The organism is Priestia sp. FSL W8-0001 (assembly GCF_038050335.1).
In the GTDB taxonomy this organism is placed as follows: domain Bacteria; phylum Bacillota; class Bacilli; order Bacillales; family Bacillaceae_H; genus Priestia; species Priestia flexa.
The window spans coordinates 2083140-2107231 of record NZ_JBBPAL010000001.1 but is presented as its reverse complement, the minus strand read 5'-3'; the positions used below and the strand labels follow the sequence as shown (position 1 = coordinate 2107231).

The 24092-nt window shown below is 38.6% G+C and carries 32 protein-coding genes and 2 pseudogenes; 25 read left to right on the top strand and 9 right to left on the bottom strand.

All coding sequences use genetic code 11. The features are described 5' to 3' along the window. Nucleotides 1–216: 216 nt before the first annotated feature. Nucleotides 217–534: a PadR family transcriptional regulator gene (locus MKZ18_RS11220; RefSeq protein ID WP_025908014.1), complete on the top strand. Its 318-nt coding sequence runs from the start codon at nucleotides 217–219 to the stop codon at nucleotides 532–534. Beyond that, nucleotides 531–1244, top strand: coding sequence for a DUF2812 domain-containing protein (locus MKZ18_RS11215; protein WP_144593939.1), 714 nt, complete (start codon nucleotides 531–533; stop codon nucleotides 1242–1244). Before MKZ18_RS11220 ends, MKZ18_RS11215 begins: the two co-directional genes overlap by 4 nt. 108 nt (nucleotides 1245–1352) lie before the next feature. Here the strand turns inward: MKZ18_RS11215 and abc-f are convergent. Next, nucleotides 1353–2996 (bottom strand): annotated as a pseudogene (gene abc-f, locus MKZ18_RS11210) (ribosomal protection-like ABC-F family protein). Nucleotides 2997–3362: 366 nt separating this feature from the next. On the opposite strand from abc-f, the gene MKZ18_RS11205 reads away from it, so the two are divergent. The 6 genes from MKZ18_RS11205 to MKZ18_RS11180 all read left to right on the top strand — a co-directional run bounded on the left by MKZ18_RS11205 (nucleotide 3363) and on the right by MKZ18_RS11180 (nucleotide 7438). After that, the gene (locus MKZ18_RS11205) at nucleotides 3363–4286 is read left to right on the top strand and encodes a DMT family transporter (RefSeq protein WP_062954694.1); all 924 of its coding nucleotides are present in this window, start codon (nucleotides 3363–3365) and stop codon (nucleotides 4284–4286) included. Further along, complete coding sequence (locus MKZ18_RS11200; RefSeq protein WP_062954696.1) at nucleotides 4283–4771, top strand: GNAT family N-acetyltransferase; 489 nt, start codon at nucleotides 4283–4285, stop codon at nucleotides 4769–4771. Before MKZ18_RS11205 ends, MKZ18_RS11200 begins: the two co-directional genes overlap by 4 nt. A 10-nt stretch (nucleotides 4772–4781) precedes the next feature. Continuing rightward, complete coding sequence (locus MKZ18_RS11195) at nucleotides 4782–4934, top strand: hypothetical protein (protein WP_156413504.1); 153 nt, start codon at nucleotides 4782–4784, stop codon at nucleotides 4932–4934. 629 nt (nucleotides 4935–5563) lie between these two features. Further along, complete coding sequence (locus tag MKZ18_RS11190) at nucleotides 5564–5986, top strand: hypothetical protein (RefSeq protein ID WP_025908009.1); 423 nt, start codon at nucleotides 5564–5566, stop codon at nucleotides 5984–5986. Nucleotides 5987–6090: 104 nt separating this feature from the next. Beyond that, nucleotides 6091–6792, top strand: coding sequence for a DUF554 domain-containing protein (locus MKZ18_RS11185; RefSeq protein WP_061786438.1), 702 nt, complete (start codon nucleotides 6091–6093; stop codon nucleotides 6790–6792). 211 nt (nucleotides 6793–7003) lie between these two features. Beyond that, a complete protein-coding gene (locus tag MKZ18_RS11180; RefSeq protein ID WP_025908007.1) occupies nucleotides 7004–7438 on the top strand; it encodes a PH domain-containing protein in 435 nt (144 codons plus the stop codon). Nucleotides 7439–7479: 41 nt separating this feature from the next. Here the strand turns inward: MKZ18_RS11180 and MKZ18_RS11175 are convergent, their stop codons facing one another. Beyond that, on the bottom strand, nucleotides 7480–7710 hold the full coding sequence (locus MKZ18_RS11175) for a hypothetical protein (protein WP_224840247.1): 231 nt from the start codon (nucleotides 7708–7710) through the stop codon (nucleotides 7480–7482). A gap of 211 nt (nucleotides 7711–7921) precedes the next feature. Between MKZ18_RS11175 and MKZ18_RS11170 the strand changes: the two are divergent. The 4 genes and pseudogenes from MKZ18_RS11170 to MKZ18_RS11155 form a co-directional block, all read left to right on the top strand. Further along, nucleotides 7922–8200 (top strand): annotated as a pseudogene (locus tag MKZ18_RS11170) (NAD(P)H-dependent oxidoreductase); the annotation flags it as partial. 110 nt (nucleotides 8201–8310) lie between these two features. Then, a complete protein-coding gene (locus MKZ18_RS11165) occupies nucleotides 8311–9090 on the top strand; it encodes a Cof-type HAD-IIB family hydrolase (RefSeq protein WP_340842525.1) in 780 nt (259 codons plus the stop codon). A gap of 22 nt (nucleotides 9091–9112) precedes the next feature. After that, nucleotides 9113–9568 (top strand): GNAT family N-acetyltransferase, encoded by a 456-nt coding sequence (locus tag MKZ18_RS11160; protein ID WP_340842526.1) that lies wholly within the window; start codon nucleotides 9113–9115, stop codon nucleotides 9566–9568. Between the two features lie 234 nt (nucleotides 9569–9802). Then, nucleotides 9803–10180 carry a hypothetical protein gene (locus MKZ18_RS11155; protein ID WP_061786441.1) on the top strand — a complete coding sequence of 126 codons (378 nt, stop codon included), beginning with the start codon at nucleotides 9803–9805 and terminating at the stop codon, nucleotides 10178–10180. A 190-nt stretch (nucleotides 10181–10370) separates the two neighbouring features. Here MKZ18_RS11155 and MKZ18_RS11150 read toward each other — a convergent pair whose 3' ends face one another. The 3 genes from MKZ18_RS11150 to MKZ18_RS11140 all read right to left on the bottom strand — a co-directional run bounded on the left by MKZ18_RS11150 (nucleotide 10371) and on the right by MKZ18_RS11140 (nucleotide 12375). Continuing rightward, the gene (locus MKZ18_RS11150; RefSeq protein WP_025908002.1) at nucleotides 10371–10817 is read right to left on the bottom strand and encodes an ASCH domain-containing protein; all 447 of its coding nucleotides are present in this window, start codon (nucleotides 10815–10817) and stop codon (nucleotides 10371–10373) included. A 9-nt stretch (nucleotides 10818–10826) separates the two neighbouring features. Further along, nucleotides 10827–11588 (bottom strand): GNAT family N-acetyltransferase, encoded by a 762-nt coding sequence (locus tag MKZ18_RS11145; RefSeq protein WP_025908001.1) that lies wholly within the window; start codon nucleotides 11586–11588, stop codon nucleotides 10827–10829. 100 nt (nucleotides 11589–11688) lie between these two features. After that, nucleotides 11689–12375, bottom strand: a complete 687-nt coding sequence (locus tag MKZ18_RS11140) for a VOC family protein (protein ID WP_340842989.1) — start codon at nucleotides 12373–12375, stop codon at nucleotides 11689–11691. 172 nt (nucleotides 12376–12547) lie between these two features. Between MKZ18_RS11140 and MKZ18_RS11135 the strand changes: the two genes are divergently transcribed. From MKZ18_RS11135 to MKZ18_RS11120, 4 genes are read left to right on the top strand one after another with little or no spacing between them, the layout of a single operon-like run. Next, nucleotides 12548–13024 (top strand): GNAT family N-acetyltransferase, encoded by a 477-nt coding sequence (locus tag MKZ18_RS11135; protein WP_239429154.1) that lies wholly within the window; start codon nucleotides 12548–12550, stop codon nucleotides 13022–13024. A gap of 21 nt (nucleotides 13025–13045) precedes the next feature. Further along, entirely contained in the window at nucleotides 13046–13465 is a 420-nt protein-coding gene (locus MKZ18_RS11130) for an NUDIX hydrolase (RefSeq protein ID WP_025907998.1), read from the top strand. A 15-nt stretch (nucleotides 13466–13480) separates the two neighbouring features. Next, nucleotides 13481–13861, top strand: coding sequence for a DUF5412 domain-containing protein (locus tag MKZ18_RS11125; RefSeq protein WP_025907997.1), 381 nt, complete (start codon nucleotides 13481–13483; stop codon nucleotides 13859–13861). A 52-nt stretch (nucleotides 13862–13913) separates the two neighbouring features. Then, nucleotides 13914–14459, top strand: a complete 546-nt coding sequence (locus MKZ18_RS11120; protein ID WP_340842527.1) for a histidine phosphatase family protein — start codon at nucleotides 13914–13916, stop codon at nucleotides 14457–14459. Nucleotides 14460–14499: 40 nt separating this feature from the next. Here MKZ18_RS11120 and MKZ18_RS11115 read toward each other — a convergent pair whose 3' ends face one another. Beyond that, entirely contained in the window at nucleotides 14500–15342 is an 843-nt protein-coding gene (locus tag MKZ18_RS11115) for an aldo/keto reductase (protein ID WP_025907995.1), read from the bottom strand. A gap of 107 nt (nucleotides 15343–15449) precedes the next feature. Next, the gene (locus tag MKZ18_RS11110) at nucleotides 15450–15869 is read right to left on the bottom strand and encodes a hypothetical protein (RefSeq protein WP_341344547.1); all 420 of its coding nucleotides are present in this window, start codon (nucleotides 15867–15869) and stop codon (nucleotides 15450–15452) included. A gap of 224 nt (nucleotides 15870–16093) precedes the next feature. On the opposite strand from MKZ18_RS11110, the gene MKZ18_RS11105 reads away from it, so the two are divergent. After that, on the top strand, nucleotides 16094–16978 hold the full coding sequence (locus MKZ18_RS11105) for an alpha/beta fold hydrolase (protein WP_061786566.1): 885 nt from the start codon (nucleotides 16094–16096) through the stop codon (nucleotides 16976–16978). A gap of 17 nt (nucleotides 16979–16995) precedes the next feature. Next, complete coding sequence (locus MKZ18_RS11100; RefSeq protein WP_260864969.1) at nucleotides 16996–17130, top strand: hypothetical protein; 135 nt, start codon at nucleotides 16996–16998, stop codon at nucleotides 17128–17130. 3 nt (nucleotides 17131–17133) lie between these two features. On the opposite strand, the gene MKZ18_RS11095 is transcribed toward MKZ18_RS11100, so the two are convergent. Beyond that, nucleotides 17134–17880 carry an aminoglycoside 6-adenylyltransferase gene (locus tag MKZ18_RS11095; RefSeq protein WP_186317464.1) on the bottom strand — a complete coding sequence of 249 codons (747 nt, stop codon included), beginning with the start codon at nucleotides 17878–17880 and terminating at the stop codon, nucleotides 17134–17136. Between the two features lie 107 nt (nucleotides 17881–17987). Between MKZ18_RS11095 and MKZ18_RS11090 the strand changes: the two genes are divergently transcribed. Next, entirely contained in the window at nucleotides 17988–18419 is a 432-nt protein-coding gene (locus MKZ18_RS11090; RefSeq protein WP_240046453.1) for a GNAT family N-acetyltransferase, read from the top strand. On the opposite strand, the gene MKZ18_RS11085 is transcribed toward MKZ18_RS11090, so the two are convergent. Then, entirely contained in the window at nucleotides 18416–18856 is a 441-nt protein-coding gene (locus MKZ18_RS11085; RefSeq protein ID WP_025907988.1) for a PH domain-containing protein, read from the bottom strand. The two genes, MKZ18_RS11090 and MKZ18_RS11085, sit on opposite strands and share 4 nt — an antisense overlap. 135 nt (nucleotides 18857–18991) lie before the next feature. Between MKZ18_RS11085 and MKZ18_RS11080 the strand changes: the two genes are divergently transcribed. From MKZ18_RS11080 to MKZ18_RS11055, 6 genes are all read left to right on the top strand, one after another. After that, the gene (locus MKZ18_RS11080; protein WP_062686881.1) at nucleotides 18992–19546 is read left to right on the top strand and encodes a GNAT family N-acetyltransferase; all 555 of its coding nucleotides are present in this window, start codon (nucleotides 18992–18994) and stop codon (nucleotides 19544–19546) included. A gap of 160 nt (nucleotides 19547–19706) precedes the next feature. Beyond that, complete coding sequence (locus MKZ18_RS11075; protein ID WP_025907986.1) at nucleotides 19707–20132, top strand: YwqH-like family protein; 426 nt, start codon at nucleotides 19707–19709, stop codon at nucleotides 20130–20132. Continuing rightward, a complete protein-coding gene (locus MKZ18_RS11070; RefSeq protein ID WP_025907985.1) occupies nucleotides 20132–20392 on the top strand; it encodes a DUF5344 family protein in 261 nt (86 codons plus the stop codon). The genes MKZ18_RS11075 and MKZ18_RS11070 overlap by 1 nt, the downstream gene beginning before the upstream one ends. Nucleotides 20393–20410: 18 nt before the next feature. Continuing rightward, the gene (locus tag MKZ18_RS11065) at nucleotides 20411–22549 is read left to right on the top strand and encodes a T7SS effector LXG polymorphic toxin (RefSeq protein WP_144593935.1); all 2139 of its coding nucleotides are present in this window, start codon (nucleotides 20411–20413) and stop codon (nucleotides 22547–22549) included. An 18-nt stretch (nucleotides 22550–22567) separates the two neighbouring features. After that, the gene (locus tag MKZ18_RS11060) at nucleotides 22568–22993 is read left to right on the top strand and encodes an SMI1/KNR4 family protein (RefSeq protein WP_144593934.1); all 426 of its coding nucleotides are present in this window, start codon (nucleotides 22568–22570) and stop codon (nucleotides 22991–22993) included. A gap of 431 nt (nucleotides 22994–23424) precedes the next feature. Further along, a complete protein-coding gene (locus MKZ18_RS11055) occupies nucleotides 23425–23775 on the top strand; it encodes a transposase (RefSeq protein WP_076513988.1) in 351 nt (116 codons plus the stop codon). Nucleotides 23776–24092 lie beyond the last annotated feature (317 nt).

Genomic DNA, 24092 nt, shown 5'->3' with positions numbered 1-24092 from the left:
CTGCTTTTATATAAAAGTGTTAACATTTATAAAGGTAATCTTCAAGTGCGCTCTCTTGTGAGAACGCACTTTTGTATTTGGAAGGCCTATTTTCTGCTTTCATTAATCTTGAAATAAAATCCAAATTCAATCTAGACAGCTATATCACATTATGATATATTTTATTTAGTTATATCGTAATATGATATATCTTGAAGTGATATAAGAGGTGAGGATTTGGGAAAAACAGAGCAGTTAACAGATTCAATGTTTTACATAATGGCAGCTTTAACAAAGCCAAGGCATGGCTATGCTATTATGAATTTAATCGAAGAAACATCAAAGGGCACAATTACAATAGGGCCCGCTTCCATGTATACCATTATTAAAAAGCTGTTAGACAAAGAATGGATTTACTTATACGATGCTTCGGATTCAAGACGTAAAACGTATTTCCTTACCGATGCAGGAAGAACTGTGCTTAGAGAAGATGTAACCCTTAGAAAAATGATGATTGAGCTAGCTGAAACGGGATTGGGGGAGGATGAAGAATGAAACAAACCAAGTACATCATGTCAGGTGGCCTTGCTTTTGCTGAAGAGAAGGATATGAAAAAATTACGCCGATTTTCTTTAAAAGGATGGCACGTTACTGGTTTTAAATTTTTGGGGTACACGCTTGAAAAAGGAGAAAGCTCAGACTATATCTACAGCGTAGACTACCGATCCCTTGAAGTAGGAGAAGAAGATGAATACTTTGATGTTTTTGCATCCGCCGGGTGGTCTCACGTAACTTCAGAAGGAGATATTCATTTGTTTCGAGCAGAATCTGGTACAAAATCAATTTATAGCGACTCTGAGACGTTAGTTGAAAAATATAAAAGCTTGTCTAATTCCATGGGGTATATCGCGATTTCATTAGTAGTAATCACAGCGCTTGCGTGGTTGGGAACGATGATGAGCTCTGGAGTTTTACATTCGCTGCTGACTGTGATTGGTATCGTGCTAACAGTTGTTGCCTTTCCAGCAACTTTGACTGCCATCGCATCCTATAATAATAAATGGAAAGTGGAGGAAAAGAAGGGTTTAGTTGCTTTGTTGAAAATTATACCAGCTGCTCTTGTCATAATGGCAGTTCTTGTCTTGGTATTCGGTGATTATGACTCAGCTCGTCTGCTAGCCTATATGATTATTGGAGGAACTGTCTTTCCAGCAGTGATCTGGCTGATTATGTCTTTATTTCATAAAGTGAGAAACGAAGCTTAAATGAATAGCTCAAACAGAGAAAAGCGATTAGACTCTTTAGTTTCTAATCGCTTTTTCTTGTCATTCAAGTTTACTAGAAAAAGTGAATAATTGAATAGTAGTGAATGCTTATTGTAGCTCTTTAATCCTCTTCGTCAGTTCCACAAACTTCAAATCCAACTCTGCATAACCCTTATGATTTGGTGTAAGAAAACTTAGTTTCCCAAGTACTTCCTGGCGCTCCGTTTCAAGCGTTAAGCGGAGCTTTTCTTTGTCATCGATGGTGCTTGGCGTATCGCCTGATGTTTGTATCTGCTTTTTAATTCGTTCATTATCAATAACCAGCTGCACGGTAGTTACCTTTTCAACGAAATAGTGGTCATGAGAAACGACTAGCAGCGTTCCTTTGTACTGCGCTAGCGTTTTTTCGAGCTGTTCTCGAGAAGGTAAGTCAAGGTGATTGGTGGGTTCATCTAAAATCAGCACGTCTTTTTCGTCTAGAATGTACTTCATCAGCTTACATTTCACGCGCTCACCCATACTCATGTTGGCAATTGGCTCGTTCCACTGTGACGCGACAAAGCCTAAATGCTTCATTAAGTTTTGAACATGCCCTCGAGCTTCAAATGTTTCTCGATGAAAAAGCTCCTTTGGGGTTTGGTCAAGCGGAAGGTCAAATACTTCTTGCGTTAAGTACCCAATTTGAGCAGAAGGGGAAATTCATAGTTCGCCTTTTGTCGGCGCTTCGTTCTCCATTATCATTTGTAAAAGCGTCGTTTTCCCGCTGCCGTTAGGGCCTATAATCGCTACTTTCTCACCGTGCTGAATCGTGAAGTTTGCTTCTTTAAATAAGACACGGTCTATAAATGATTTTTCCAGCTCTTTTACTTCTAAAAAGCGGTTGCCGTGCTTATGGGTTGAAGTAAATGAAAATTGAACCTGATACTCCTCAGCGGGAGCTTCTGTTTTAAACTTTTCCAGCTCTTTTTCAAGACGCTTTTGTTTTGACTTCACCTGTGAATCTAAACGCTTGGCTTTGACGCGGTGATATTCTTTAAAACCTTCTTCTTTTGTTGATCGTGCATGACCTGACTGTGACCAAGCGGTAAGTTGCTTCATTTGTTTGTTGATACGCTCTTTCATTTTTTGTTGCTTTTCGTATTCTCGCTGCTGGGTAAGGCGAGCTTGTTCACGGTGTTTCATATAGTCGCTGTAGTTTCCGCTGTGCGCAATAACTTTTTGATTCTCAATAGACCAGATTTTTGTTGCGACCTGATCTAAAAAATAGCGGTCATGGGAAACCAAAAGGATCGTTCCTCGGTATTTCTTTATCTCTTTGATTAAAAGCGCCGTGCTGTCCGCATCTAGATGATTTGTTGGTTCATCTAACAATAAAAGGTCAGAGTAGTTCGCTAAACCTCTTGCAAGGCGGGCTTTCAGCTTTTCACCACCGCTCAGCCGCTGAAAGTTGCCGGTTGGCACGTTCCATTTCCTTAAAAGCGTTTCTTCTGATGATGACACGTCTTCAAATAAGTAGGAGCTTGCTTCTTGCTCGACCATAGAAATGGAAAGGTTGGGCTGAAAGTGCTGAATTTTTCCATCTGTTGGATTCATATCTCCAGTTAGTAAGCGAAGCAAGGTGGATTTGCCGGCACCGTTTTTACCGATAATACCTATAATGTCACCTTGCTGGATACTTACATTTACATCTTTAAACAGCGTGTATTCATCTAACTCAAGCTTCAATTTTTGTAATTGTAGTAGTTCTAACATCGAATCATCCCTTCGGTACAGGGAGAATAAAAAAATCCTCCCAATTTCATTGGAAGGATTAGTCGAGTCCGCATTATTGTCCCGCATAAAGAAGCCTATAAGCAGAGCGCTTGTAGGGATGGTTGAAAAATGGGCAGACTAATCCTAAGTTTTTAAGACTTGAAATTATGAAATTTCAAATGTAAAAAATTAGGTTAGTTATCCATTGTTCATCCATCATTCCTCTCGTATTTATTAGTGAAAATTGTAGCATGCTTACATACAATGAGCAACCCTATTTAGAAAATAAAGCCTTTTTCAAGATTTGTTACGTCCCGTTAGGATATTTATGGTAAAATAAATTCAATTTTATAGGAGGTGCAAGGAATGAATCACAATCAAGCATCTCTCAATTCTTCATCTGCTAAGCTGAAGATGATTGTATCCATGGTTATTTTTGGTTCAATCGGCTTTTTCTCAGAGCGGTCTAATTTACAGTCAGTGGAGCTTGTTTTTGTTAGATGCATGTGCGCGACGCTATTTTTAAGCACTTGTTGGGTGTTAACTGGAAAGTATAAAGAAGAAAAGTGGAGTAAAAAAGATATTTTTCAAACGTTAGTGTGTGGCGTGTTTCTTGTGTTAAACTGGGTATTTTTATTTAAGGCATTTGAACAAACGTCCGTTACGGTTGCTATTTCAATCTATCATTTGGCACCGGTGTTTGTTTTGCTTTTAGGAGCTATCCTTTATAAAGAAAAGTTAACCCTTATATCGGTGATGTCGCTGGGGATTTGTTTTATCGGTACTCTTTTGGTTTCAGGGATTAATGCTGGTACATCAATGAGCGATTTACTTTCTTCAGGGGTGGTTTGGGGGCTTTTGGCTGCGTTCTTTTATGCATTCACTGCGCTAGCAGGTAAAGGGATTAGAGAGCTAAGTCCTTATGCAACAACGTTTTTACAAACCCTGGTTGGAATCTTTATGCTGATTCCGCTCGTTAGCTTTCACTCTTTTTCTGAGCTATCTTCTATTAACTGGATAGTTGTAGCTACAACAGGCATCATACATACTGGTATCGTCTATTTGCTGTTTTTTGATAGTTTACGATTTTTATCGTCAAACGTCATTTCGGTTCTCGTGTTTTTAGATCCAGCGGTAGCTATTCTACTAGATACGCTTCTAACAGGCTTTAGACCAGATATTTTACAGAGTGTTGGCATTGTCCTTATTTTCGGAGGCATGGGGTTAACGATGATGAAAACGAAAAAGAAACCAGACTATTCATATCGTGAAGGAGAGAGTGTGAAATGATTGATCTTAAAATTAGACCCGTACATCCAAATGACGCAGAGGCTGTTCATGAAATTAGAATTCAGCCGTCCGTTGCGCGCCATACGTTAGCGGTACCTTCAGAGCGTGTGAAGACACCGAGCGAATTTATGAACAGTATGAATCATGATACGCATTTAATGGTGGCAGAGATTGAGGATAAAGTGGTTGGGATGGCTGGTCTTCATGTTAAACCAGCAAAGCAACGTCATATTGCTGTAGTGGGTATCTCTATTCATGCAGACTATCACGGAAAAGGTGTCGGCAGTGCTCTTATGGATTCACTACTGGACATTGCAGACAACTATTTAGGGCTGATCCGCTTAGAATTAGAGGTGAGTGTCTCAAATAAAAAAGCAATGAAGCTCTACGAGAAAAAAGGGTTTCAAGTAGAGGGGCAACTAAAAAAAGCGCATTTCTATGCAGGTGAATATCATGATGTGTTCATAATGGGAAGGGTGAAGTGAGGGGATTAGGTTGGGAAAGTTTGTAGAAAAAGGTTTTATATATGGTCTTGCTTTAGGCTTTTGTATAGGTGTGTTTTTTGTACCTTATAAAGAGGTATTGGACTCAGGAGAAGGATTCATTGAAATGTCACACATGGAACTTATTGACATTTTCGTGGTTTAATGCGAATCTGTGCTGCTAGTGGTCTTAGCGGAGCTGGAATTGGTTATTACTTATATGTTGATAAAATGAAGCACTCTAAGTAGTGGAGTGTTGTGCCGAGATTGAGACATAAGTAGTTCAGCCCCTGCTATACCTGAACAATTGAGAGTTCACAACTTTTAATCGTTCAGGCTTTTTGTTGATTGGGAAAAACCAGTTTGGAAACAGGGTGGAATGGAGCGTAGAACACTCGACTCCTCCCCGCGGAAAGCGTGTGGCGTAGCGCAATGGAACGAACGTGTTCAGACAAACTAAAGAGATGGGAACAGCTAGTGTTCGTTTTTTTGAAGCAATCATTTTGTTATGTCCCAAACTCATTTTTTATTAATTAATTAAGACCCTTATACTGCTATTTTCCTAACGAGGAATTTTTCCAATAATTTTAAAATGTATAATTATTTTCACTTTCTTTTATTGAAGCTATCGGAAAATTTGATTATAATGAGGTGTGTAAATTTTTCCATTATTTGAATAAGCTGATACTTATACCTTTTTCTTTGAAAAACTAGGTCAGCCATCCTTTACTGGTTATAAAGCGTTTATTCCTGTGAGAAAAATAGAGAAGTAAGATGATATAAAGGGGATTATAAATGAAGAAAGTACTGCTTGTAGCTTTTGTTTTTATATGTATAGTGGGCTGTTCACTTGGTGGGAAAACAGAAGTGGAAGGACAAGCTGTTTTCTCTGATGAAGGAAAAGAGTGGAGTGCTGAATACATATATGACCACAAGCTTTATCAAGAGCGCAAAACAAATTGGGTAACGCTAGAGCCAAAAGAGATTCAGCTAACGCCAGAACAATTGAAATACATTACGGTTGAAATTCAAACGAGTGATGGTGATACGGTAACGGGAAACGTAAAAGCTATGATGAATAAATTGGACGATAACGCTGTTTCTTTTTTAGTTGGTACGCTTAATGATCGAACATGTAAAGAAGATGTATTTAAAATGAAGATTATCTATAAAAATGAGGAAGAAGTACTGAATTTAAAGATGGCAGAGGATGAATAAAGAGAAGGCTGGTTGAAATGTTATAAAAATAATAAAAACATTTCGAAATCGACTAATACGTAGTATGATGATGGATGTACATACAGCGTGAAAGAGGTATAGAGATGGTTTTATTAGGAACGCTTGCAAATGGATTAGGCATTATTGTTGGAACGCTTTTAGGGAGCTTATGTCGGAACATTCCTGAAAGCATGAAAACTACCGTCATGCAAGCAATCGGATTAGCAATTGCGGTATTAGGAATTCAGATGGGCATGAAAAGCGAGCAATTTTTACTCGTGATTTTAAGCCTTGTTATTGGTACAGTAGCTGGTGAAGCGTTGAAGCTAGAAGAGAAGCTTTCGTCAATTGGCTCTTGGATTGAAAGCAAGGTAGGAAGCGGTCAAGGAAGTGTTGCTGAAGGCTTTGTAACGGCAACATTAATCTTCGTTGTGGGAGCAATGGCCATTATCGGTGCTCTTGATAGTGGTATTCGCGGCAATCATGACGTGTTGTATACAAAAGCCGTAATGGATGGATTTATCTCGCTGTTACTAAGCACAACGCTTGGGATTGGCGTTATTTTCTCAGCCATAGCTGTTGTTTTATATCAGGGATTAATAGCTGTTTTTGCTGCACAGATTGATCGATTAGTTCCAAATGCACTGATGGATCAGCTTATTATCGAAATGACGGCAACCGGTGGCATTATGATTCTAGCAATCGGCTTAAATTTAATTGGAATTACCAAAGTCAAGGTGGCCAATTTGCTACCGGCAATCGTTGTTGCTATTTTATTAGTGACGGGAATGTATGCTTGGATGTAGTAGACCTTTTATCAGAAGGTCTACTTTTTTGCTGGAAAATATGGATGAAAAGCTCGTTCTGTTGTGATCACTATATAAAATACGCGTACGGGGAGCAGTGAGGTGCTTTAAGTAATCCGTTTGAAAAAATCAGAAAATCTAAAAAAGAGGTAAGTTAGAAGCATTGCTATCGTAGATTAAGTAACAAAGGATAGAAAAAGGAGGAAAAGCTTTGTACTTTCCGTCTAAAAAAGATTGGTGGTTGTCGTATCTAATTTGGGGCATAAGTATTGCGGTTTTAGTAGATGGAATCTTTGTGATGGGATGGGGGATTTTTATGGTTCCGTTTATTCAAGATCATTACTTCATCCGACTAGCTGTTTTAGCGTTTTTTGCAGCTTTCTTGCTTTCGATTTGGTTTCGCACAGGGTATTACCTCACAGGCCAAACGTTAACTATTTATTATGGGCCTTTTAAGAAAAAAATAAATGTAAAGGAAATTCGCAGTATTTGCTTTGTCAAAATACCGTTTATTGCGCCCGCACTTTCGACTCAACAAATTCAAATCAAGTACAGCAAGCGTAAAACGATACGGATTTCACCTCGTGATCCAGAGGTCTTTGTTCAGTTTCTAAAAGTAAGAGCCACGTTTACGATAAAAGCTTAAAAGAGGCGTAGTAAGCTTTATTAGCTTAGCACGCCTCTTTTTTAATGCAGACATTTTCGAATACCTCCGTATTCTATCAGCGGCTTTGACACATAGCCGTCTGCTTCGAGTAAATAAATAATTGTTGCAGTGACGTATGGTACGTGAGCAGGATGAAGATCTAAATATTTTGAGAGCTGCAAGGAAGTAACGTCTCCTTTAAAGATATCGTGTCGGTTCACACAGACAAACGGGTACACATGCTTTACGATTTGCTTAGCGGTTTCTAACATCAACAAATCAATCAGGCCTCCTAATTGTATTTTAATATAAAGATATTCAGGAGTTTGTGTATTGATGACACGTATTTTTATAAGATAACGCTTACATTTGTTGGTTTTTAATTTATATGAAGATAATAAAAGAAAAAAGTAACCTGCTGAATAACTTCTTATACAGAAGCTATTCAGCAGGTTACTGCAAATGTTTCTTGCTCCAATCCCCCATGCTTTTGCATATGCTACTGGTGAAGAAGGTATTACTAAGCTACTAGCTGGAAAGAAAGGTCTTATCATTAATACCCACGGAACACCAAGCGCTGTTTATGATGAGATAGGCATGACGGCTGGATTAAAAATCACGTCAGATGTAGGGGTTTTTGATTTTACAAGAATTGAGCCTGTTGATCATTTATTATTCGGAAGTATCGGCTATTTAGATAAGGAAGGCTACAAAAAAATCTTTACTCAAATTAATGAGACGATTGATCGTCACTTCTCATAATTGTAAGCTAAGCACTAGAACCAACAGGGTTTTGGTGCTTTTTCTATTATTTGCTTTTTTTTTAATGCGTATGTGGATTAAAATGGAACTAAAAGAAAGGAAATGGAAATATGAGCTGCAAAATCATTTTTTTCGACGTTGATGGTACGCTAACGCATCACAAGAGCGGCGAAATACCTGAGAGTACAAAGTGTGCCATCAGTTTATTAAGAAATCTTGGCATTATTATTGTAGCAGCTACTGGACGCCCACTCTCTATGTGCGAAGAATTAAAAGAGCTAGGTATTGATGTGTTTATTACTGCAAATGGTGGTTACGTGACTTATCAGAATGAAGTTATACATAAAGTGAGTATGAGCAAGTCCAACGTAAAAGAGCTTGTAGAATTCTCAGGTTCCAAACAGCATGCTCTATCTTTTTACACGAAAGGCTTTCACATGAACGGAGTACAGGAAGAGGGTGTTTTAGCTGCTTTATTCGAAACCTTGTCGCTTCAAACCTATCCAGACACTCATCCTTCCATTTACGAAGAAGAAATCTATTTACTTTGTCTGTTTGGAACGGATGAAGTGGTGAATCAATACAGAGCTAGATTTCCTCACTATACGTTTCGTCGCTGGCACCCATATGTGGTAAACGTATTGGAAACAGACGTATCAAAGTCGCAGGCGATTGTAAAAGTGTTAGAGTACTTTAAGATACAACCTTCGGAGGCGATGGCTTTTGGGGATGGTGACAATGATATTGATATGCTTGAAACTGTAGGTGTTGGTGTTGCGATGGAAAATGGTAGTCAACGCTTAAAGGAAATAGCTGATTTTGTGACGAAAAAATCAGATGAAGATGGCGTGGAGTTTGCCCTTAGACATTATAACCTCATTTCACAATAAGAAAGAAGAAAGGACGTGTACAATGAACCAACCAATTCGAAAGCTTACTATAAAAGATTTAAAGCCTGCAGCTAAGCTGTTTGCGCGTGTATTTAACGAGGAACCTTGGAATGAACCATGGACGCTTCAAAGCTCTTATAAGCGGTTAATGGATATTAGCTTAACGCCTGTCTATCTAGGAATTGGTTATTTTGAAGACGAAAATGGTCCGCTTCTAGGCTTTATCGTGGGAAATGAAGAGCAGTGGATAAACAATAAGTATTTTTATCTCAACGAAATTTGTGTGGATACCAATGCTCAAATTAGCGGTATTGGGACGAGCTTATTAGAATTTCTAAAAGTACAGTTCAAACAGCAAGCAGTAGCACAAATCTACTTATCTACTGAAAAAGGTCACCGAAAGCCAGCAGCTTTCTTTCAGAAAAATGGGTTTGAATTAAACAAAGAACGTGTTGTGATGAGTGTGGAGTTAGAATAAAGTGGTTGGGAGCGACGTGAAAAGTATCTATGCACTCTGACTTATAGGAGGAACCGGCATGAGAAAATTTTTCCTGTTAATCAACTTCTGTTTTGCTATATTACTAGCAGGCTGTAATAGTAACGAATGAATTGATAGCTATGTAGTCATAAATAATACCGAATTAATTGTAGTTGAAAGCCCTGATGGACAGAAGAATGTTTTAGAAATGGTAAAAGAATAGGACGATTTAAAATGAAGAAAAAAGTAGTTAAGATTTTACTGGTTATGAGTGTAGGAATGAACGCTTACTGGCTGGTTAAGCATTATGCTTTTGATAGGATGTATGATCCCGATGAAAAGGAACAAATCATTCTAAATGAAATGATTCAAAGAACAATTGAAAGTAAAGACTATCAAGAGATTGCTAAAACAAAAGATATTAAATCTATAGAAAGCAGCATGGATAAAAATAAAGGTGGCAGATATCCATATTATTTTAATGTAAGCGTTCGAACAACTGAAGGTACATATTTGTTTGGCTGTAGTGATGAGCAGTGTACAGATATCGAAAAGTATGGAGAAACTTATTCGATTTATCAAGATGAAAAGCCGAGACTACCTCTAGAATAGTGCTGACAAAACCATAAGAGTATAGAAAATAAGTATTTAAGCCAATGATCTATTCACACAATTTAGAGGTTGGTTTAGAAAGTATGAGCTGTTTTTAGAAAAGATGTTACAGCTGTTTTTCGTGAAGAAATGATAGAAAAAGCTTTTAAGAATTTGGTTCTTAAAAGCTTTTTTATGTACTCTGAACATGTTAATAATTTTTTAAGCTCAGGTTTACAAAACGCTCACAAACGACCATTAAATCAGGAGAAAATGTTTTTCCATACGGCTTTAATTCGTTTGTGAAAAATTCTTCGTGAGCGCGCCACCAGAAGTTATAGTCACCTTCACCTTCAGCTAATGCGAATTCTTCTGATACCTCGTTCATCGGCAAAACGTCTACCGATTGAACTTGAATAACGGCAACTGGCTGATTGTTTTCGTCTAGCACAATCGAATAATCTCCTTTTTTTGGTAACTCTTCGTTTTCAAGTTCATAGAAAACATAGCCGGATGTGGTAGCTGTTTTTTTACCTTCAACAACTAAGGAAGCAAGCCAGCCAGAAGACGCGCCGAACTGAAATGCTTCTTTGTACGAGACGTTAGTAAGGTTGTTTTTTTTGCAAAAATCCTGCCAAAATTGATCGATTTCATTCATCTTTTTCACCTATTTCTTCAGAATACGATAATGATGAGAAGATACTGCTTTAAAACCAAGCTTTTCATACAAATCAACTGCTGGCTTATTTTCTTTCACAACCTGCAGGTAAACATAGTCAGCTTCTTGTCTTTGAGCACATTGAACGAGCGCGCTCACCAGCTCTTTGGCAATCCCTTTTCGGCGATGTTTAGCGTGTACAATTATGTTGCTGATGCATCCGTACCCTTGTTCAACTACCACGGATCCTAAACCCACCGTTTCTTTATTGCTTGATAAGCGCAGAAACGTCTTAGAAGCATGAATGCTGGAAAAGATATGAGTATAGGCGTCAAAGCGATCTTTTGAAAAGCCTTCTAACGTCAGAAACTCATCAATCCAAGCAGGAGTTGCTTCGCGTAAATAGTCGGCATCATACTGAATGTCCAGCTTGACATTTTGGAGCGTATCTTCACAGGCTGCCATCATCGTAAAGCATTCATCGCTTTTTTTATAACCTTTTGAACCCAGTGTTTCATCTAACTGTGCTGGTGAAAGCTGAGAGATATGAAAACATGACGCTGTGTTACGGCTTTCGTAAAAATTCTCAACCTTTTGAAGCCAGTTTAAATCAAAAGGAAGTGAGCCAACCGCGTGGACGCTATTGGCGCGCTTTGTATAACCAAACGTATAGCGCATCGTCCAATCACCGAGTTTTTCAGTTGTATGAGCTGGCCAAGCATTGGAAGCCAGTTGTTCAAGTAGGCGTAGTGTATCTGTTGTTGTTTGCATGCTGCGCCTCCTAGTCTATAAATCTTCTATAATTTTACAAGTATACACCTAATAGCAATCAGGTGGCAACCGTAAATCCTGAAGAAAACTGTGCTGGAATTCAGGTGTGTACTAAAGAGAATTGATAGCCGCTGTTTATAAAATTTTGCTGATTGGTTAGCGGAAGTGGAGTACCGAGCGTCACCTTTATGTTAGGAGGTAGTGCTTTCATGGCGATAGGAATCCACGGCCGCTTTTCTGAGACGACCACTGCATAAGCTGTTCCACCAATCACAAAGTTAAAGTAGTCATCATCTTCGTCTGTTTTCATGCTGAAAGTTTCTTTTAGCCAGCTTCGAAACTTTCCAACGTCTTTTACTGGAAATCCTACTTCTCTTATATATAATGCATTCAGCTTACCATAGCTCTTTAACTTATTTTCATGAATATAGTCATGTGCAATTAACTCAAGTAAGTTACCGTCACAATCGCGGAAATACACGTTTTTTCGACCGTTATGTTCATCGATAGGATTTCCTTCGTTTTGAGCTAACAAAAACACGCCAGATTTTTTTAAAAGTGTAACAGCATTAGTAAACAACTGATAAGACACCTGAATGGCAAAGTGTGCGGGCTTAATTGGTTCGTAGGATTCCTTGAAACTAAGCGTGCTATATGGAGTCAGTCTGAACTGAATAAACTCAGTTGTTTCGTTTGTTATTTCTAAATGTAGTGCTTTTTCATAAAATTGTTTGACACCTTGAATAGATACCGTAAGCAGTTCGAGATTTGCATAGTGGGTAATCATCATCATTCACTCCTTTACCATTAGTTTATGATGTAGTCCATAAAAACAGCCACGGTACAATGAATGAAAAGGAATACATCTTTAGTCGTAGAAAGGATAGATGTTATTTATTTACTTTTGTTATGTAAAAAAATAGAACAATAGTATAAAATGGGAACAGGGGTGTTGAAAAGTGGAAATTCGCCGCGTTGTTATTGATGACAGAGAAGAAGTCAGTCGATTCTTAGAAAAGCATTGGGGAAGTACAAAAATGGTTACTTCTGTTGGTGCGTATGACTGTTCCTCTCTGTGTGGGTTTATCTTATATGACGAGCACAATAACATCATTGGGTTAGTCACCTATGAAATACGAGAAAAAGAATGTGAAATAATCTCGTTAGATAGCTTGCAGGAAAACAGCGGATATGGCACGGCCCTCATGAAAGCAGTGGAAGAGAAAGCAAAATCCGTAGGTTGCACGAAGGTAACGCTCATTACAACAAATGATAACGTAAAGGCTCTTCGGTTTTACCAAAGGCGTGGTTATCATTTAGCTTACCTATTTCCAAACGCAGTTCAAGAAGCAAGAAAACAAAAGCCAAGTATTCCTTTGGTTGGTTATGATGAAATTCCAATTCGAGATGAACTGTTGTTAATGAAGAAGCTATAACTGAATGGAGGAGGATTTTGCATGTCAAACTGGAAAGGCGCAGCAGCGATTTGCATCAATGAAAATAACGAATTATTAATGGTGGCGCAAGAAAAGCCAAATCACCCAGAGCTATGGTCTGTTCCGTCAGGTGGGCTAGAAGGCGGTGAAACGTTTGAAGAATGCTGCGTTCGTGAAGTTTTGGAAGAGACGGGATACGAGGTTGAAATCCTAGGTCAAGTCCATGAATACGATACGGTCACATACGGTGTTGATGTGCATATTAAATATTTTGCTGTTCAGTTAGTAGGTGGAGAAAAGAAGCTCCAAGATCCTGATAACCTCATTGTTGATGTAGCATGGAAGCCTGTAGCAAAAATGGATGATTTATTTATGCTGTTTGAAGAAGAGCGGAAAATTTTACTGAGATACATTGAAGATGGAGTTTTAAAAGTGAACTAAAGCGGAGGATGGAAGTTGTTAAAGGTCATTAAAACAAAAGAGAAGCTTACGAAGTGGTTATTAATCGGGTGCTGTGGTTGTATCAGTCTTTTGGGATACGGCATATATCGGACATTTTTTGATATGAGTCGTCTTCCTGAAGGAAAATATCTTACTGAATCCACATCACCCGATGGTGCCTATACGCTAAAAGCATACCTCTCGGACGGAGGCGCAACTACCGGCTATGCTGTTCGAGGGGAGCTTGTTTTTAATAAAGGAAATAAAGAAAAGAATATTTACTGGAACTATAAAGAAAGCAGTGCGGATATTCATTGGCAAGGTAAAGATACGGTCGAGATTAACGGACACTCGCTGCATGTTCCAAATGATGTTTATGATTTTAGGCGAGAGTAATGGACGAATAGTATGAATGTATGTGAGCTTAATAGGTTTTCAGGAGGAGAAAATGAAAACAATCTATTTACTACGGCACTGTAAAGCTGAAGGACAAGATTCTGATGCCCCTTTAACGAAGGAAGGGAAAAAAGATGCCCTATCGCTAGTAGAGTACTTAAAGCCCTTATGTATTTCAACTATTATATCAAGTCCGTACATAAGAACGATTCATACGGCTGCACCTTTTGCAGCAGAGATTGGCGTTTCTATTAAGCAAGATGAGCGCTTAGCGGAACGTGTTCTAACAGGAAAACCCGTAGACAATTGGTTAGAGCTATTAAAGCAAACATTTCATGATGAAAATCTCCAATTGAAAGGTGGAGAGTCATCAAAAGAAGCAACTCAGCGTGCGCTAGCTGTTGTATATGAAGAGGTGGGTAATCTAAATGAAATCTCATTATTGGTTACGCATGGTAATTTAATGAGCTTGTTGTTACGACACTTTGATGCTAGTTTTGGATTTCAAGAATGGTCTAATTTATCGAATCCAGACTTATATCGAATAGATTTGTTTTCTACAAAAGGAGTTATGAAAAGGGTTTGGAATCAGAGGTAATGAAAAGAGGATAGACAATTTGTCTATCCTCTTTGTTTACTTAAAAATCAAAGTTGTCTGGATCTGGACCTACTCGGTGATTTTGGTTTAGTGCATCAATTTGTTTCATTTCGTCAGACGTTAGCTCGAAATCAAAAATATCAGCATTTTGGATAATACGGTGCTCTTTTGTTGATTTTGGAATCGTGATAACACCGTTTTGAACATCCCAGCGCAAGATTACTTGAGCCGTAGATTTATTGTGCTTAGAAGCAATCGCAGACAGTACATCGTTATCAAGCAGTTCGCCCTGCATAAGCGGAGACCAAGCTTCTAGCTGAATGTTTTGCTGTTCACAATAAGCACGAAGCTCTTTTTGCGTTAAGCGCGGATGATATTCGACTTGGTTGATGACTGGCTTCACCTCAGCATCTTGTAGTAAATCTTCTAAATGATGAATTTGGAAGTTGCTTACGCCAATTGCTTTTACCTTGCCGTCTTTATAAAGCGTTTCTAACGCACGCCATGCGTCCTTATATTTTCTTTCAACTGGCCAATGAATAAGGTAAAGATCTAAATAGTCTAATCCAAGCTTTTGAAGACTAGTTTCGTAGGCTTTAAGCGTTTCTTCATACCCTAAATCACTATTCCATACTTTTGACGTTACGAATAGCTCTTCACGTGAAAGACCCGTCTCTTGTAGACCTTGTCGAATTCCTTCACCAACGCCTTCTTCGTTTTCGTAGATGGCTGCTGTGTCAATACTGAGGTAGCCGTTTTTAATCGCAGCTTTTACAGCTTCAACTAACTCAGGTCCTTCTTCTACTTTAAATACGCCTAAACCAAACCCGGGCATCTTTACGCCGTTATTTAATGTTACTGTATCTTGTAAATGCGTAATCATGTTATCAACCTCCAATAGTAAGTACATGACTTATAATAAGAGAGAGTTAATAAAATGAAAAGTAAGCACTTTAAAGTGATATAGGTACTTCAAAGTGCCTATAGAGCTTATGAATAGACATGTACGTGCTCTTTAATAAAGTCTCTTAAGCTGTCAATCTCAAGCAATTCTTCTTTACAAAGCCGACCAAGATTCGTTAACTTTTCAATTTGCTTACTAGACACACGTTCGTAGTAAGCGTGCTGATGTGGCTTTTCTTGTGCAATTAGGTCATGCGAGACGTAGCCTCTTGCATCCAAATATTGATGATTTGGTAACACGCAGTATGCATGAATAAGCACCACTCTTGGTGCGCTTTCATCTTTAAACTTAAAGTCTGAATTCCACATAAACTCTATAGGATAGCCAAGCTCTTGGTGTAAGGCAATCACAAATAGGTGAGGGCGAGTAGTTATGTAGTCGAAAAGTTGAAAAGATGTATTTAGAATAGTTGTTTTTAACTGAAGTGTTGTTTCAAAGTGAGACACGCTGCATTACCTACCTTTTCTAGCAATATACCAGTATATTGTAATTTTTTCTTCCTTTTTTCTAGTTTAACTTATTTGACCAATTTAGTGTAAAATGATACCTGGAAGTATAGGGGTATTTTAACAATTTTCTCCTGATCAGAAAAGGAGAAACAGAAGGATAAACGAATATTGAATAGTATTCTTGGCTATCTTGTAAAGAACAGAAAATGGAGGTGAAGCGGTTGGAGCGAATCATTTATCATATGGAAGTAGATGGGCACCTGCTTGAGTATTCAGTTGTTGGAACAGGAACTCCGATCTTACTATTTCACGGGGGGCACTCGAACTGCCGAGAAGAGTTAGGGTATGAACGTCTTGTAAAAAGCGGGTTTTCAATCATAACACCGTCAAGACCAGGATACGGAGCTACTTCAAAAGAACTTGGCGAAACATTCGAACTAGCTTCTCGTTGCTATGCGAAGATGTTAGATCAGTTAGACATTAAAAAAGTACATATCATTGCAGTCTCAGCGGGAGGGCCGAGCGGAATTAGCTTTGCGTCAATGTATCCAAACCGTACAAATAGCTTAATTCTACAAAGTGCCGTCACAAAAGAATGGCTGTCTAAAAAAAGCCTCAATTATAAGGTAGCGAAATTTGCATTTCATCCGCTTACTGAAAAGTGGACGTGGAAGCTCGTGGCTCGTCTGTCAAACCGCAACGTACAGTTTATGTTTAAGCAGTTTGTTCCATCTTTTAGTAAACTTCCGGCAGAAGAAGTCATGAAACAAATGAAAGATTCAGACCTGGAAGCATTTCAGCGTATGAATAATCGCTATCGTTCAGGAAAAGGGTTCTTGTTGGATTTAGAGCATACGTCCAAGCAATTTCATCATTTGCTGACAGCGATTCAAAGTCCAACCCTTATTCTTCACAGCCTTAACGATCAAGCCGTCTCACTTGAGCATGCACATCATGCAAAAAAATCAATTCCAACATCAACTCTTTGTCTCCTTGATAATTGGGGACACTTGCTGTGGATTGGAAAAGATGCAGGAGATATTCATAATCAAGTTGAAGCATTTATTAAAAAGCACGACCTTGTGAATGGGCACGTTACTTTATAATATGGGGGAGAAAATGCATGACCAAAACAATTGATTTACAAATAGTAGATAACGTAGATAACTATATACAAAATTTGTCACAGCTTTTAATGACTTGCGTGGACGGAGGGTCATCAATTGGCTTTTTGCCACCTTGGTTGACTCGCGAATAAACATTACTTGACTGGCTTGGAGCGCGCATGCCAAACCTTTTTATTGGTCGATACGTCATAGGTGCTTTGAAGCTCAAGAAACTCGTGTTTTTCCAGGTAGTTTGGAAGGTACTTATTGTTTTTTCCTAAACTAAACGTAAATGCACGCTCAGTACCAATTCGCCAGGACATCATGCGCAGAAGTTCTGTTCTCGCTTGAATAGTCAGATGATCTACTGCATATAAAAATTCATTGCGGCAAAGGCCTTTGACAACGTACGTACAAACCCACCAAAATTCGTTGCAACAGTCTAGAAAGTTAGCTTCGGTTGGCATTTGAAGATGATACTGTTTATCGCTTAGAAGTTGTGGTGCCCTAAATAAATCATCTTTATCTAGCAATATGGTTGAAATACCTTCATCACCACGGTTCCAGTCTTCTTTAAGTGAAAGCGGACAAAGAGTTAAATCAATTCGCGTATAGCCTTGAAACAGCATGAGATAGCTGAACTTTCCTCCTAATGAAGGCGAAAATAACGTTGTTTGTTCCGGCATTTGGGTCAAAAAACGTTCTCCGAAATAGTCAATCCATGTCGGGTCACTTAAGAAGCTTTCCATCTCAGATACAATAAAAACAATATCGTAATCTTGAAAATGGTCACGAGGCGCCTTGGGATTGACACGTGAACCACACATCCCAACTGCTCGTACGCGGCCATCGTTTTTCGCATAGTTCAAAATAAGATTCATTACTTCTTCTTTACTGCGCACGTTCATTCTCCTTTCTTAAAAACGTTTATTTTCCATCCGCTTTTTTGATAAAATGGAATTATTAGGGTTTAATTTCATTATTTCATAGTGTAAAAGGGAGTGCAAAGATGAAGGTGCGATCTCTACAAGACCATCATGTTAAAGAGTTGATTCCGCTTATGGAACAGCTTGGTTATCCAACGAATTTGGAAGACCTTCAAGTGAGGCTATCCGCTATTCAAGCTTCGTCAGATTATCATACGCTCATCGCAGAGATAGACGGTGAAGTAGTGGGAATGGCTGGCTTATGTAAAAGCTATTTTTATGAATACGATGGCTCTTATACTCGTATTGTTGCATTTGTTGTTCATGAGAAATTTAGAAGAAAAGCCGTCGGGAAAATGTTGATCAAAGAAGCAGAAAGGTGGGCGAAGAGTCAAGGCTGCATGGCAATTGGATTAAACAGCGGCAACCGAGATGAGCGGCTGGCTGCGCATCTTTTTTATCAAAAAATGGGCTACCAGCCGAAAAGCACTGGGTTTATAAAAGAGATACGTTAAAACTTAAAGGAGCTACTGTGGCAGCGTGCTTTCAACTCTGAAAGAAAAAGATCACGCTTAGCCGGTGAGATTTTTACGCTTCCTAAAAGAGAAGATGTATAAAAGATTTCAATAGCATCCTTTGAAGCGAGAACTTTATATCCCGTAAAAACATTACGAGTTGGGGCTACCTTTGTGATTTCTTCATATGGAATACGAATCTTCAATACGCCCCCTTTAACAATAAGATAATCAGAGTGAAGTTCATACGTCGCAAAAAAACTAGACCATACCATGACGCCTCCACAAGCTAAAAATAATGCAATAGAAATAATAATATCAAGCAGAGTTGTTTCACTGTCTAAAAAAAGAGGAAGAAAAAATACTACGCCAAGGGTTGCTAAAGAAGTGGTTATTACCATACCAAAAAAGCGGTCGATATGAGATCGGAATTTCAAGAAAGCACCTCCGTTCATTTTTTGAAAACGAGTTAGTACTAGTTTATACGCTTAATGTAAGGAATTGGTTTCGCTTTTTACTAATGCGAAGTGAAAAAATAGATTTAGTATATTAGCTAAGAAAGGAAGAAACATATGAACATACCTACATTGGATACGAAGCGGCTCATTCTCCGTGAGTCAAAAGAAAGTGATGCCGTTCATATGCTAAGGTATTTATCTGACCCTGTAGTAATGAAGCATATGGGGTTAGAGCCTTTTCAAACGATTGATGATGTGAAAAGCGAGCTCAGCTGGTACAGAAATATAGTAAATGAAGGTACCGGGATGAGATGGGGCATTACATTAAAAGAAGAAGGCGTCATAATTGGAAGCTGTGGTTTTTTAGATTATGAATCTAGTCATGAAAGAGCGTCAGTTGGATACGAGCTTCATCAGGAATACTGGAGGCAAGGCATTGCAGCTGAAGCTATGAAAGCAGTCATCGAGTATGGATTTTCAAACTGGAAGCTACATCGCATCCAAGCCCTAATTGAACTAGAAAACATATCATCGCAGAAGCTTGTTGAAAAGCTTGGATTTCATCAAGAAGGATTGCTGAGAGAATATGAGCGCACGTGCGGGAAATTTGATGATTTGTATATGTACAGCTTACTAAAAAGGGAATGGAAAGAAAGAAGAGCCGACTAATGAGCGGCTTTTTTATTTATGATTCTTTATACCTATTATTTTGGCGGATTTAAGGGAACGTTGTCTTACTGTAGAAAAAAGAGAAAAATTTCCTATTTCTCTAATTAAAAGCAACTTTTAAACTATAAATATTGGAAAAAGTGGTAAAGAGGTGAACCTCATGGGATTTGAACAAATGCTTCAAAGTTTTTCAAGCACAATCTCAGGAAACGTTGCGGATGCTGAAGAGAAAATTCAGCGTTTAAAAACCGCAAAAACAGAGATTGAAAACGAAAAGAAACGGTCATTAGTAGAAATAAAAGAAGTAAAGGAACCAGACTTAGGAAATCATTGGAAAGGTGATATATCCACAAACTTTGATGATAACAGAAAGCAAGCATACAACGAAATCAACGATATTATCACGAACGATTATGACGACTATATAAATGCGATTAACCATAAAATCACGTGGTACGAGGCTCAAAAAGGCTTTTATAGCGGTGTTAGCTACCTTGTAAACGAAGCGGAATCTCTTTTAAATAAAGGGGAAGATGCAGTCGCAGATTTAGAGAATAAAATTAGTGAGATTAGGAGAAAGCTATAATGACATCAATCAAGCTCAACTATGAAGACGTCATGCAAAAGCTTGAAGACGTCGAAACAGCCATTCAAAAATTATCGCTCCCAGGAAACTCCGATGTCGGGGATAACAACCTTTCAAGCACAAACGAGTGGAAGTCACAGGAAGAAGAGCTGGGAAAGCTTTTAAAAACGTACATCACAGCCTTAGAAAAAAGCGTACAGGACACGAAAGCTAACGTGAAATTATTAAAAGAACAAGACGAAGCCATTGTGCGTTCATAATGAAAAAGGGTGAATCAAATGGGGAAAATATACGATGCAAAGGGCATTTCAACCTTTTCCAAAGAACGAGAAAAAGCGTATAAAAATCTTGAAGACCAGCTGCAGACCCTCCACAAAGCGCTAGCTGCCGTGTCTAAGCTGGATGATAGCCTTCAAGGAAAAGGTGCCGACAACATTAAGAAGTTCTATGAATACCAAGTTGATAACGCAAAGTGTTGGATTGATTTAGTCCAAATGACCAAGTCATATTTCTCAGCGCTGTACGTAAAAGCAGAAGACGCGAACCTAGCAGGAAACACGGTAGTTGACCTATCGTTTTTAGAGCATGATCTTAAACAGTCCGTAAGCCAAGCGAAAGAACTCGTTGCTCAGCAGCGAGAAGATCTTCAAACGATTTTGCATAAAGTGGACGACTTAGTCTCACTGTCTGCGTTTTCTGCCGAAGATTTTAACGATTCAATCGATAAAGCAGAAAAAAAGCGGGATGAAACGGTTGAAGCAGTTGAAAAATTGGATGCAGAGTGGTTAGAAGGTTATAGGCAAATGGAATCAAATTATTTGCTGACACAAGCTGCAACCAACAGCTTACACGGAGCTACGACGCAAGGCGGGCAGGCGTATCCAGTTTTATTTGATCAAAAAGCGTATCATGCAAGCGAGTTGTATAAAGTTCAAAAAGAAGCAAGCGAGTACGCAACGAACTACGTGACGTATCATGAAGAAATGAAAAATGTTCACGAGCTGAAAAAAGAAGCGGAGCGCCAAGCGGTTGAAGAAGCTAATAAAAAGTGGTATGAAAAAACGTGGGATACGGTTTCAACCTTTACAGGAGAGGTAACAGGATATTATGATTATAAACGAGCAGCCGAAGGCGTAGATCCCGTTACGGGACGTGAGCTTTCAACATCGGAACGCGTAGCGGCAGGGGCAATGGCAGCGGCTGGATTCATTCCCGTTGTCGGCTGGGCAGGTCGCGCAGCTAAAGGCGGAAAAGCCATCTATGTTACCGCCAAAGGTGTCAACGCTGCTGATCACGCGCTTGATGCGTACAAAACGTCCAAATCGTTTAAAGCGCTCGAACAAGCAGAAAAAGGTCTCTACGGCCTAGTCGCCGCAAACGGCATGTACGAATTCACAACGGGAAAAGACATGTTCGGCAATGCGATCTCCGAAGAACAGCGCCAAAACAGCCTGTTCCAATTGCTCGGCATTGCAGGCGCAGGTGCCCTATCGACGCGCTACGCAGCCAATATGGGTCAAGCCGTGGTGACAAAAGGAACCGAAAAGCTCACGCAAATGCGCAATACGCTTCGCACAAGTGCGGTTGCCAACGTCACCAAACAAGCGTACCAAAGTGTCAAAACCGCGCCCGCATCGTGGACACAGTCATTACATAAAACGTATACGAGTATTTTAGACAGCACCATGCCAAGGCTCATGCCCGAACTAGCGCCAGCCGGTCCAGCGCTTGCCCAGCAGACGGTAAGGGAAACCTTGCAGAATGTGAAGCAGCAAGCGATGCAGATGATCACACCCATCTACAATCCAAAAGTCAAGCGGTACCAAGACCCAGAAACAGGGAGATTTGTGGCGAATCCGAACGTGGAGCGTGTGGAGAAACCCGTTGGAGTGGAGAAGAAGGGTAAAGAGGTTGAGCGCGTTCGGAATGTTGAGAGTGTTCAGGGTGTTTCTAAGGGTACGGGTGAAGTTGCGGGGCTTAAATCCAGAAAATTATCTTCTGAACAAATTGAATTAGATTGGCTACCTGACAAGTATACTGCTGTAGAAGTAAAAGGAACAGTTAAAGTTGGTGGAAAGGAAGTAGATGTATCCAGAAGAGTGTACCAAATTGAGATTGATAAAAATTATGTACCTAATGATCCGAAGGCGCTAGGAAAGTCGAATGGAGAATTAATGGAAAAGGGGAAATCTCCATATATTGTAAAGGACGGGGTGGAAAGTAAAGTTGAATTACACCATTTAATTCAAAAAGAACCTGGTGGAATGGTTGAAATTGCGGAGTTAACTCATGATAAATACGATTCGACGCTACACGGTTTGGTTGAAAATGGAAAAAGTTTTAGAATTAATCCAGAACTTGAAAAAATGTATAATAACTTTAGAAGTAACTATTGGAAAATGCGTGCTAGTGAATAATAGGAGTGAGTTTAATTTATGGATGAAAGAATTATTAAGATGATCGAAAATTATGGTGAAGAAGATGATTTTTTTGGAGAAGTATCAGATGAATATATTAATAAGGCTGAAGAAAAACTTAGAGTTAAATTTCCTCGGAGTTATCGAAATTTTATAAAAAAATATGGTTCAGGAGGAATATGTGGAGTTGAGCTTGAAGGTGTTCAGGGTAATTTAGGAGCATCTGTAGTTGATGCAACAGAGAGGTGGAGAAAATTAGGGTTGGGTATGAACTTAATTGTTTTAGAGGACTCAGGAGAATTTGCTAGATGTATGTATTGTGCAGATATTAATGATGACAGAGTATTTAGTTTGGAAAGGGGGGGGACAGATTTACACCCAAGATATAATACATTTGATGACTATGTAATAGACATATTTCAAGAAGGAATTGATAACTGGTAAAAAACAATGAGTTAGTCCAGGGGATACTTATGAATCAATTAACGGACCCGTACAAACTCGTAAGTTTAATGCAGTAGTAGTGATGACCTACAAAGGTGTCATACTGTTAATATAAATCTTACAAATTTATGCTACTAAAAAACATACAAGCTTAGTGCACTTGATTGTCAACTGGGACTGAACCCGTTTTCGGTACAGTGATGAAAGTACCTTTAACCAGCTATCAAAAATTAATGAAATAATAGGTATAGGATTTAAGGAATTAAATCTATTTAAATTAATAAAGGACTTCACAGGTGGGCTACAGGAGATGTTGGCTCGCCTTTTGTTTATTAGGGAACTTAGAAGAGTCTATGATGACATACCGAATTCTGCTTTAAAAGAACTTATTGAATTAACCAAAAAAGTGTATCCAGAAATGAGGAAATAAAATGAATGATATTTTTGTTAAATCACTTTATGAGTCTATCATTAAAGAGAACCTTCAACTATACAAAGACATGTATGAAACAACGAATGTTATTTCTAAAACAGATGATTATTTGAAAAAAGCTATTGGTTTTTACGATAGTTTAACTGACGAAAATAAAGATACATTTATGAAGATAATTGAACAAACTATGATTGATACTATTTCAAACATGCTAGGAGTAATTGATGGAAGTTCGACTTTAAAAGATTGTTTGTTAGAACCTAAATTACTTCTCGATTCTATTGATACGGAAGGAGAACTGCAAGATTCGTTTTTAGAATTCATAGAAGAAAGAGATAGCAACAGCTAATTGGATTTTTTATTATAGAGGTCTTCATAAAGAGCGCAGTTAAAGTATATAAATAGTTTGAATGAATTCGATTACCTTGATTGGCTAAATGCCTTTCAAGTTTTTTTATTTTAATCTATATTAAATCAGCTGATACTTGAGTTAGAAAATAAGAGAATGATTTGTATGAGAATCGAGAGCTCATGAAGGTTGTACCATCATGAGTTTGGTTTTAATACTAGGATAGTGTGACAAGTACGATAATTAGGCGAGATGACGTTTTACAGGGTAGGGGTACTTATGATATAGAATGGCTAACAAACTAACGACAATGACAA

What these genes read in the sequence shown, in the direction of transcription:
- MKZ18_RS11070 (WP_025907985.1), top strand. Translation starts at nt 20,132, where the DNA reads ATGACATCAATCAAGCTCAACTATGAAGACGTCATGCAAAAGCTTGAA.
- MKZ18_RS11115 (WP_025907995.1), bottom strand. Translation starts at nt 15,342, where the DNA reads ATGATTACGCATTTACAAGATACAGTAACATTAAATAACGGCGTAAAG.
- MKZ18_RS11160 (WP_340842526.1), top strand. Translation starts at nt 9,113, where the DNA reads ATGAACCAACCAATTCGAAAGCTTACTATAAAAGATTTAAAGCCTGCA.
- MKZ18_RS11165 (WP_340842525.1), top strand. Translation starts at nt 8,311, where the DNA reads ATGAGCTGCAAAATCATTTTTTTCGACGTTGATGGTACGCTAACGCAT.
- MKZ18_RS11100 (WP_260864969.1), top strand. Translation starts at nt 16,996, where the DNA reads ATGACCAAAACAATTGATTTACAAATAGTAGATAACGTAGATAACTAT.
- MKZ18_RS11055 (WP_076513988.1), top strand. Translation starts at nt 23,425, where the DNA reads ATGAATGATATTTTTGTTAAATCACTTTATGAGTCTATCATTAAAGAG.
- MKZ18_RS11185 (WP_061786438.1), top strand. Translation starts at nt 6,091, where the DNA reads ATGGTTTTATTAGGAACGCTTGCAAATGGATTAGGCATTATTGTTGGA.
- MKZ18_RS11175 (WP_224840247.1), bottom strand. Translation starts at nt 7,710, where the DNA reads ATGTTAGAAACCGCTAAGCAAATCGTAAAGCATGTGTACCCGTTTGTC.
- MKZ18_RS11190 (WP_025908009.1), top strand. Translation starts at nt 5,564, where the DNA reads ATGAAGAAAGTACTGCTTGTAGCTTTTGTTTTTATATGTATAGTGGGC.
- MKZ18_RS11060 (WP_144593934.1), top strand. Translation starts at nt 22,568, where the DNA reads ATGGATGAAAGAATTATTAAGATGATCGAAAATTATGGTGAAGAAGAT.
- MKZ18_RS11075 (WP_025907986.1), top strand. Translation starts at nt 19,707, where the DNA reads ATGGGATTTGAACAAATGCTTCAAAGTTTTTCAAGCACAATCTCAGGA.
- MKZ18_RS11065 (WP_144593935.1), top strand. Translation starts at nt 20,411, where the DNA reads ATGGGGAAAATATACGATGCAAAGGGCATTTCAACCTTTTCCAAAGAA.
- MKZ18_RS11090 (WP_240046453.1), top strand. Translation starts at nt 17,988, where the DNA reads ATGAAGGTGCGATCTCTACAAGACCATCATGTTAAAGAGTTGATTCCG.
- MKZ18_RS11205 (WP_062954694.1), top strand. Translation starts at nt 3,363, where the DNA reads ATGAATCACAATCAAGCATCTCTCAATTCTTCATCTGCTAAGCTGAAG.
- MKZ18_RS11215 (WP_144593939.1), top strand. Translation starts at nt 531, where the DNA reads ATGAAACAAACCAAGTACATCATGTCAGGTGGCCTTGCTTTTGCTGAA.
- MKZ18_RS11140 (WP_340842989.1), bottom strand. Translation starts at nt 12,375, where the DNA reads ATGATTACCCACTATGCAAATCTCGAACTGCTTACGGTATCTATTCAA.
- MKZ18_RS11150 (WP_025908002.1), bottom strand. Translation starts at nt 10,817, where the DNA reads ATGAATGAAATCGATCAATTTTGGCAGGATTTTTGCAAAAAAAACAAC.
- MKZ18_RS11200 (WP_062954696.1), top strand. Translation starts at nt 4,283, where the DNA reads ATGATTGATCTTAAAATTAGACCCGTACATCCAAATGACGCAGAGGCT.
- MKZ18_RS11120 (WP_340842527.1), top strand. Translation starts at nt 13,914, where the DNA reads ATGAAAACAATCTATTTACTACGGCACTGTAAAGCTGAAGGACAAGAT.
- MKZ18_RS11145 (WP_025908001.1), bottom strand. Translation starts at nt 11,588, where the DNA reads ATGCAAACAACAACAGATACACTACGCCTACTTGAACAACTGGCTTCC.
- MKZ18_RS11130 (WP_025907998.1), top strand. Translation starts at nt 13,046, where the DNA reads ATGTCAAACTGGAAAGGCGCAGCAGCGATTTGCATCAATGAAAATAAC.
- MKZ18_RS11155 (WP_061786441.1), top strand. Translation starts at nt 9,803, where the DNA reads ATGAAGAAAAAAGTAGTTAAGATTTTACTGGTTATGAGTGTAGGAATG.
- MKZ18_RS11080 (WP_062686881.1), top strand. Translation starts at nt 18,992, where the DNA reads ATGAACATACCTACATTGGATACGAAGCGGCTCATTCTCCGTGAGTCA.